Source organism: Micromonospora yasonensis (assembly GCF_026013475.1).
GTDB classification, from domain to species: Bacteria; Actinomycetota; Actinomycetes; order Mycobacteriales; family Micromonosporaceae; genus Micromonospora; species Micromonospora yasonensis.
On record NZ_JAPDPH010000264.1, the window covers coordinates 1 to 8,737 of the forward strand.

Sequence of the window (8,737 nt, forward strand, 5' to 3'; positions counted from 1 at the left end):
GGATGCTCGGGCTCTGTCGAGCAGCATCCGCCAGGTGGAGGGCGTGGCCTGCATCATGGTGGCGCCGGAGCGGTCCAGGGCGGCGGCCAGCCGTTCGCCGTCGGCGGCGACCTGCCGGCTGACCAGGTACACACTGGCTCCCTCGACCAGCGGCAGGAGCAGTTCCAGCCCGGCGATGTCGAAGGAGAGCGTGGTGACCGCCAGCAGCACGTCGCTCGCCGCGATCCCGGGACGCTCGGCCATGGCGAGCAGGAAGTTGCCCAGCGCGCCGTGCGAGACCTGCACGCCCTTCGGCCGCCCGGTCGAGCCGGAGGTGTAGATGACGTACGCCAGGTCGTCCGGGCGGACGTCGAGGTGCAGCGGCTCGGGCGACTCGGCGGCCAACTCGTCGGCGAGCAGGTCGAGGCAGAGCGGCTGCGCCTTGACCCCGCCCAGGCTCTCCAGCACGTCGCTGCTGGTGAGCAGCACGGACAGGCCGGAGTCCGCCAGCATGAAGGCGATCCGGTCCGGCGGGAAGCCCGGGTCCAGCGGGACGTACGCGCCGCCGCTCTTGAGCACGGCGAGCATCGAGACGACCATCTCGGCCGAACGCTCCAGGCAGATGCCGACCAGCGTCTCCCGGGCCACCCCGAGCTGCCGCAGCCGGCGGGCCAGCCGGGTCGAGCGCCGGTCCAGCTCGGCGTAGGTAAGGCTCTCCCGCTCGGTGCGCAGCGCCGGGGCGGCCGGGGCGGCGGCGGCCCGGGCGGCGAAGCGCTGCGGCACGGTCACCGGCTCCGGCCAGTCCCGGCGGGTGTCGTTGCCGAGCAGCCGCAGGTCCCGATCCTCGTCCGCGCCGAGCATCGGTATCTGGTCGATCGGCCGGTCCGGCTCGGCGAGCAGGTTCGCCACCAGCTGCGCCAGGTGTCCCGACATCCGCTCGATGGTGGCCGGCTCGAAGAGGTCGCTGTTGTACTCGAACCAGCCGGTCAGCCCGTCCGGCCGGTCGAAGACCTGCAACTCCAGGTCGAACCGGGCGGTGGCGCTCTCCACGTCGACCGGCTCCAGCCTCAGCCCGGCCACGTCGAACTCCGGCATCGGGATGTTCTGGAAGATGAAGTGCACCTGGAAGACGGGCGAGCGGGACAGATCCCGGCGCGGCGCCAGCTCCTCGACCAGCCGCTCGAAGGGCAACTCCTGGTGGGCGAACGCGCCCAGGCAGGTCTGCCGGACCCGGCCGACCAGCTCACGGAAGCTCGGCGCGCCGGAGAGGTCGGTACGCAGCGCGAGGGTGTTGACGAAGTAGCCGATCAGCCGTTCGATCTCCGGGCGGTTCCGGTTGGCCACCGGCACACCGACCACGATGTCGTCCTCGCGGGTGTACCGGTGCAGCAGCACCTGGAAGGCCGCCAGCAGGGTCATGAACGGGGTGGCGCCCTCCCGTTGGCTCAGCGCGCGCAGCCGGTTCATCACCGGCTCGGGCAGGGCGAACGGGCGGGAGCCGCCCCGGGTGGTCTGCACCGCGGGGCGGGGCTTGTCGATCGGCAGCTCCAGCGCGGCGGGCGCCCCGGCGAGGTTCTCCTTCCAGTACTCCAGGTCGGCGTCGAGGGCGTCGCCCTCCAGCCGCTGCCGCTGCCAGACGGTGTAGTCGACGTACTGGATCGGCAGGTCCGGCAGGGTCGACGCCCGGCCGGCGGCGAAGACCCCGTAGAGCTCGACCAGCTCGGCGATGGCCACCGACATCGACCAGAGATCGGCCGCGATGTGGTGCATGGTGAGCAGCAGGACGTGCTCCTCCGGGCCGAGCCGGAGGAACTTCACCCGCAGCAGCGGGCCGTTGGCCAGGTCGAAGGGGCGGGTGAACTCCTCCCGGGCCAGCTCCTGGATGCCCGGCTCGCCGTCCGGGCCGCGCAGGTGGGCGCAGTCGACCACGGTGAACTCCGGCTCGCCGGTGGCGTTGACCACCTGCCGGGGTTCGCCGTCGACCTCGGTGAACGTGGTCCGCAGCGCCTCGTGCCGGCGGGTGATCTCGTTGCAGCTGCGCCGCCACACCGCGAGGTCCAGCGGGCCGTGGATGCGGACCGCGCCGGGGATGTTGTACGCGGCGCTGCCCGGTGCCAGCTGTTCCAGGAACCAGAGTCGCTGCTGGGAGAAGGAGGCCGGGAACTCCCGGCGCTGCTTCTTCTGCCGCAGCCGCTCGGCCAGCAGCGCGCGCTTCTGCGCGGGAGTCAGGCTGCCCAGGTCGGTGGTGGTCACAGGCGATCATCCTCGGTTCGCTGGTCGGTCGCTGCGGTGGTACGGGCCGGTCCACGCCCGGCGGTGCGGGTCACGCCGCGCCTCCCTCGTCCTCGGCGAGCAGGGCCCGCAGCTGCGCCTCGATCTCCTCGTCGGAGAGGTCGTCGAGGCCGGCCACGTCGTCGTCCGGCACGTCCCGGCTGACCGCCTCGATCCGGTCGCCGGCCGGGTCGCCCGGCGCACCCGGGTCGGCCAGCACGGTCACGGTGTGCGCCACCGTCGGGCTGTCGAAGAAGCCGCGCAGGTTCAGCTCCACCCCGAACCGGCTGCGGATCCGGGTGCCGATCTGCACGGCGGCCAGTGAGTGCCCACCGAGGGCGAAGAAGTCGTCGTGGACGCCGACCCGGTCCAGCCCGAGGACGTCCTGCCAGATCTCGGCGACCGCCCGTTCGGCATCGGTGGCCGGCGCCACGTACGGGGTGTCCAGGTCGGGCCGCGGGTGGGTGCCGCGGGGCGGGGCGAGCTGTTCGACCTCACCGGCGAGCAGCGCCGGGGTGATCGAGGCGGCCAGCCGGCGCAGCCCGGTGAGGTCCCGGCCGGTGACCACCACCTGCTCGGGCAGGGCCGGCGCGGCGAGCAGCCGGTCGAAGGCGGCCATCCCGTCGCCGGCGGTCATCCCCTCGCTCAGCAGGTGCAGCGTGCCGGGTCCGGCATCCGCCGGGGTCGGCTCGGCGCCGCTGACCGCGCCCCGGGCGACCTGTTCCAGCAGGCCGTCGATGTCGTTGATCCGCTTGATGGTGAAGTCGACGATGCTGGCCAGCAGCCGCCCCTGCGGGGAGAGCAGCTCGATGCTGACGGTCAGCGTCTCGCCGGAGTCGCCGGACTCGGCGACCTCCACATAGCAGTGGATCACGCGGGTCAGCGGGGCGAAGACCTGCAGGCTGCGGTAGGTGAACGGCAGGTAGAACACGTCCCGGGCCCGGATCCGGGCCGACGCGCCGGCCACGTCCAGCAGCGCCGGGTGCAGCGGGTAGCGCTCCAGGTCGGCGGCGAACTCCTCGGCCAGTTCCAGGGTGACCATCAGTCGCTGCTCGCCGGCCTCGATCCGGCGCAGGCAGCGCCAGCGCGGGCCGAAGGAGAATCGCAGCCGGCCGCCCTGCTCCACCCGGTCGAGCTTCAGCCGCCGCTTCAGCTCGTCCTCGGTGTCGATCACCTCGGTGACCGCGCAGTCGCGGCGCAGCTCCGCCAGGTCGCGGGTGGTGGCCGGCGGCTGCTCGCGGAAGGAGACGGTGCCGGTGGCGTGTTCCTGCCAGCGGGCCGAGTCGCCGTCGCCGCGGCTCTGCACAGTGAACCGGAGCTGCCCGTCCCGTTCCTCGACGGTGGTGTACAGCTCGCGGGTCTGCCCGTCCGGCACGATCACCGGCAGCATGAAGAGCACGTCGTGCAGCTCGACCACCCGGCCGGCGGCCCGCTCGGCCACCGCCGCGTTGACCAGCTCCAGGTACGTCGTACCCGGGACCAGGCCGTGGCCCATGATCCGGTGTTCGTCCACGATCCAGCTATCGGCCGTGCTGAGCGTGGTGGCGTACGTCCGGGACTTCTCGGTCGAGGCGACCAGGCGGTGCAGCAGCGGGTGCCCGGTCAGCGCGGTGCCGCCGTGCAGCCGCTCGACCAGCCCGGCGGCCATGCCGGTGTGCCGCCAGGTGTCCCAGGCGACGGCGGCCACCGGCGTCCCGCTGGTGGCCCGCCGCCACTGGGCGAAGCTGTCCAGGAAGGCGTTTGCCGCGCAGTAGTCGCTCTGTCCGGGGCCGCCGAGCAGCCCGGTCAGCGACGAGCAGAGCAGCAGGAAGTCCAGCTCGTCGGTGCCGCAGACGGCGTCCAGGTTGAGCGTGCCGACGGTCTTGGCGGCCAGCACGTCCGCCACGTCCTGCGCGGACTTGATCGCGATCAGGCCCCGGGACGGCAGCCCGGCCGCGTGGATCACCCCGTGCAGGCCGCCGCCGGTCTCCCGCAGCCGTTCGACCGCGCCGGCCAGGGCGTCCCGGTCGGTCACGTCGGCGTCCAGCAGGATCGTCCGGGCGCCCAGCTCGCGGAGCTGTTCCAGCCGGCGGATCCGGCGGCTGGTGTCGTCCTGCTCGCCGTGGCCGGCCAGCCAGGCGGGCCAGTCCGCCTCGGCCGGGAAGGCCGAGCGGCTGAGCAGCCCGAGCACCGGGGAGTCGACCGCGCGGGCGATCTGCTCGGCCAGGGCCAGGCCGACCCCGCCGAGGCCGCCGGTGATCAGGTAGACGCCGCCGGGACGCAGGCGGCTGCCCTCGCCGTCCAGCCGGACCGCCTCGAAGTCGCGTACCCACCAGTGCCGGCCGCGCAGGGCCAGCTCCCGTTCGGCGGCGGGTGCGGCCAGTCGGGCCAGGACGGCCCCGGCGGCGCTGTCCCGCCGACCACCGGTACGGCGCAGGGTCCCGGCCGCGTCGCCGGCCGGGCCGGTCAGGTCGGCGCCGGTCAGGTCGAGAACGCGGCAGGTGACGTCCGGGATCTCCTGCGGGACGACGGTGGTGGCGCCGAGCAGTGGGGCGTTCTCCGGCTGCAGCTCCTCGTCGCCGGTCACGCTGAACAGGCCGCGGCTGAGGACGTCGACCTCCACCGGGCTGGCCGGCTGCACGTCCCCGATCGCCTGGGCCAGGGCCAGCAGGCTGTCGAAGCCGACCCGGCGGGCCCGGTCGATCCGGGCCGCGTCCAGAGCATCGGCCGGCTCCACGGTCAGGCTCCACAGGTGCACCACCCGGATCCTCCGGGGGCCGTACGCCTCCAGTGACTTGAGCAGGCCGGCGTAGTGGTCCCGGCTGGTCGGGAGCAGCGACCAGGCCCGCTCGCCGGTCTCCCGCAGCTCGTCGCCGGCGCTGACCCGCAGCACGTCGGCGCCGTCGGCCAGCTGCCCGGCGAGCGCGTCGCCGAGCGGCAGCTCGGCGCCCAGCAGCACCCACAGGAGGCGGTCGTCCGGCGTACCGTCGGCCGCGCCGGCGGCCTGGGTGCTCAGCCGCCGCCAGCCGGGTACGTGGAACCACTCCCCGTCCGCGCCGGCGGGGAGCGATCGCCGCGGCTGCCGGGCCGGCGCGGTCTCCGGGTCGATCCAGTAGCGCTGACGCTGGAAGGCGTACGTGGGCAGGCGCAACACCCGGCGGCGCGGGCCGCCGTCGCGGGCCGTCCAGTCCACCGGCACCCCGGCGGCCCAGAGCTCGCCCAGCCCGGCCAGCAGGTACTCCTGGTCGTCCCGCCGCTCGTCGGGATGCCGTAGTGAGCCGACCACCGCCCGCCGCTCCTGCCAGGCCCGGTGTTGGCGCACGAAGTTGCGCAACGTCTGCCCCGGGCCGACCTCCAGCAGCACCAGCTCCTCATCGGCCAGGAGGACGTCCAGGGCGTCGGCGAACCGTACCGTCGCCCGCAGGTGCCGGCCCCAGTAGGCCGGATCGGTGGCCTGGTCGTCGGTGATCCACGTACCGGTCACGTTGGACACGAACGGGATCGCCGGCGGACGCAACGTGACCTGACGCACCGCCTCGACGAACGGTGCCACCGCCGCGTCCATGCTCGGCGAATGGAACGCGTGCGAGGTGCGCAGCCGACGGCGGGCCACCCCGGCCGCCGCCAACCGCTGCTCCAGCCCGTCGATCTCCGCCGTCGGGCCGGCCACCACACACAGGCCGGTGGAGTTCACCGCGGCCAGGCACAGCCCGCCGGTCAGCCAGCCGGCCGTCTCCGTCTCGGGCAGGAACACCGCCAGCATCGACCCGGTCGGCATGGACTGCACCAACCGGCCTCGGGCCGCGACCAGCGCCACGGCGTCCTCCAGCGAGAACACTCCCGCCAGGCAGGCGGCCACGTACTCGCCGATGCTGTGCCCGACCATCGCCGCCGGCCGCACGCCCCACGACAGCCACAACCGGGCCAGCGCGTACTCGACCAGGAACAACACCGGCTGGGTCACCGCGGTGCGGGCCAACGCCCGCGCCGCCTCGCCCGCCTCGTCGTCCTCGGCGAACAGCGCGAGCCGGGGGTCCTCGGCCAGGTGGGCGGCGAACAGCTCGGCGCAGCGGTCCAGCTCGGCGGCGAAGACCGGCTCCGAGCGGTAGAGGTCGCGGGCCATCCCCACGTACTGCGCGCCCTGACCGGGGAACAGGAACGCCACCGGCACGTCCCGCCCGGCGAGCGTGCCGGGGCCCGCGTCGGCGGCCCGCCGCAGCGCGCCGACCAGGTCGGCGGTGTCCCGGCCGACCACCGCCGTACGGTGCTCGAACGCCCGGCGCCGGCTGGCCAGGGTGTACGCCACGTCGTCCAGGTCCAGGTCGGGGTGCGCCGTGAGGTGCTCGGCGAGCCGGCCGGCCGCCTCGGCCAGCGCCGGCGCCGACCGGGCCGACAGCGGCAGCACCCGGGGCGCGGCGCGGCCGGCGGCGGACCCGGGGCTGGCCGGCTCGACCGCCGGCGCCTCCTCCAGGATCACGTGCACATTGCTGCCGCCGATGCCGAACGAACTCACCCCGGCCCGGCGTGGCGCCGCCTGCCGGGGCCACGGCCGCAGGTCGGTGTTGACGAAGAACGGGCTGGTCGGCAGCGCCAGCTCCGGGTTGGCCCGGGTGTGGTGCAGGGTGGCCGGGATCGCCTCGTGCTTGAGGGCCAGCACCGCCTTGATCAGGCTGGTCACGCCGGCCGCCGCGTCCAGATGCCCCACGTTGCTCTTCACCGAACCGAGCGCGCAGTACCCCACCCGGTCGGTGTGCTTCCGGTAGGCCCGGGTCAGCGCCGTGATCTCGATCGGGTCGCCGAGCGCGGTGCCGGTGCCGTGGGTCTCCACGTAGCCGATGCTGTCCGCGGCCACCTCGGCCACGGCCAGCGCCTCGGCGACGACCTGGGCCTGACCGTCCACACTGGGCGCGGTGTAGCCGACCTTCAGCGCACCGTCGTTGTTGATCGCGGTGCCTCGGATCACCGCGTCCACGGTGTCCCCGGCCGCCCGGGCGTCGGCCGTCCGCCGCAGCACCACCACGCCCGCGCCGTTGCCGGGGACGGTCCCCTGCGCATCGGCGTCGAAGGCCCGGCAGTGCCCGTCCGGGGAGAGGATGCCGCCCTGCTCGTAGCGGTAGCCGTCGCGCAGCGGCACGCTGACCGAGACCCCGCCGGCCAGCGCGATGTCGCACTCGCCGTTGAGCAGGCTCTGCACCGCCAGGTGCACCGCGGTCAGCGAGGTGGAGCAGGCGGTCTGCACGGTCATGCTCGGCCCGGTCAGGTTCAGCTTGTAGGAGACCCGGGTGGCGAGGAAGTCCTTGTCGCTGGAGATCAACGTCTGGTAGCTGCCGGCCGCGTCCACCGCCCGCTGGTTCGCCAGCAGGTTGAACAGCAGGTACGAGTTGAGGCTCGCCCCGGCGAAGACGCCGATCCGCCCGTCGAAGGTGTGCGGGTCGTACCCGGCCGTCTCCAGCGCGGCCCAGACACATTCCAGGAAGACCCGGTGCTGCGGGTCGAGCACCTCGGCCTCCCGCGGGTGGAAGCCGAAGAAGCCCGCGTCGAAGAGGTCCGCGTCCGCCAGCACCCCCTTGGCCTTCACGTAGTTCTCGAGCCCGATCAGCTCCGGGTCGACCCCGGAGTCGATCAGCTCCTCGTCGGAGAGGCGGACGATCCCCTCCTGCTCGGCCACGAGGTTGGCCCAGAGGGTCTCCACGTCGGCGGCGCCGGGGAAACGCCCGGCCATGCCGATGACGGCGACCTGGTTCAGGTCCTCGGCTGCGTCTGACACGTGCCTCACCTACCGTTCATGCCCGCGCCCGACGAGCGGCGGCCTGTTGACGTCGACTCAGGGACTGCCGGCGGTGCTCGGCGCGGTCCTCGGCGCCGGCCAGGAGATCGGCGCCGGCGCCGGGCCGGTTGAGGTGGGCGGCGAGCGTGCCGACGGTGGGGAACTGGAAGAGTTCGACCAGGGTCACGTCCCGGCCGGCCGCCGCGACGAGCCGGGCCCGCGCCTCGGCCAGCAGCAGCGAGTGGCCGCCCAGTTCGAAGAAGTTGTCGTCCACCCCGACCTGGTCCACGCCGAGCAGCTCGCGCCAGATACCGGCGATGGTCCGCTCCAGCTCGCCGCGGGGGGCGACGTACGGGCTGCGCAGTTCCGGGCGGGCCAGGTCCGGCTCGGGCAGCGCCTTCCGGTCCACCTTGCCGTTCGGGGTGAGCGGCAGGGCCGGCAGGGCGGTGAACACCGACGGCACCATGTACTCGGGCAGCTGCTCCCGGAGCCGGGCGATCAGCTCACCGGTGCTCGGCACGGCCGGCCCGGCCAGGTACGCCACCAGCCGGGTGTCCCCCGCGTGCGTCCGGGGCACCACGATCGCCTCGCTGACCCCGGCGCACCCGGTCAGCGCCGCTTCGATCTCGCCCAGTTCGATCCGGAAACCGCGCAGCTTCACCTGGTGGTCGAGGCGGCCGAGGTACTCGATCGCGCCGTCGGCGCGGATCCGGCCCAGGTCACCCGTCTTGTAGAGCCGGG

3 protein-coding genes are annotated in these 8,737 nt (G+C 73.9%); all 3 read right to left on the reverse strand.

The window, feature by feature from the left end; all coding sequences use genetic code 11:
* On the reverse strand, window positions 1–2,232 hold a 2,232-nt coding region (locus ONA70_RS32020; protein WP_265010225.1), incomplete at its 3' end, for a non-ribosomal peptide synthetase.
* A 70-nt stretch (window positions 2,233–2,302) separates the two neighbouring features.
* Entirely contained in the window at window positions 2,303–7,996 is a 5,694-nt protein-coding gene (locus ONA70_RS32025; protein ID WP_265010226.1) for a type I polyketide synthase, read from the reverse strand.
* 16 nt (window positions 7,997–8,012) lie between these two features.
* Window positions 8,013–8,737 (reverse strand): phosphopantetheine-binding protein (locus ONA70_RS32030; RefSeq protein ID WP_265010227.1); only part of this gene is annotated, 725 nt, incomplete at its 5' end.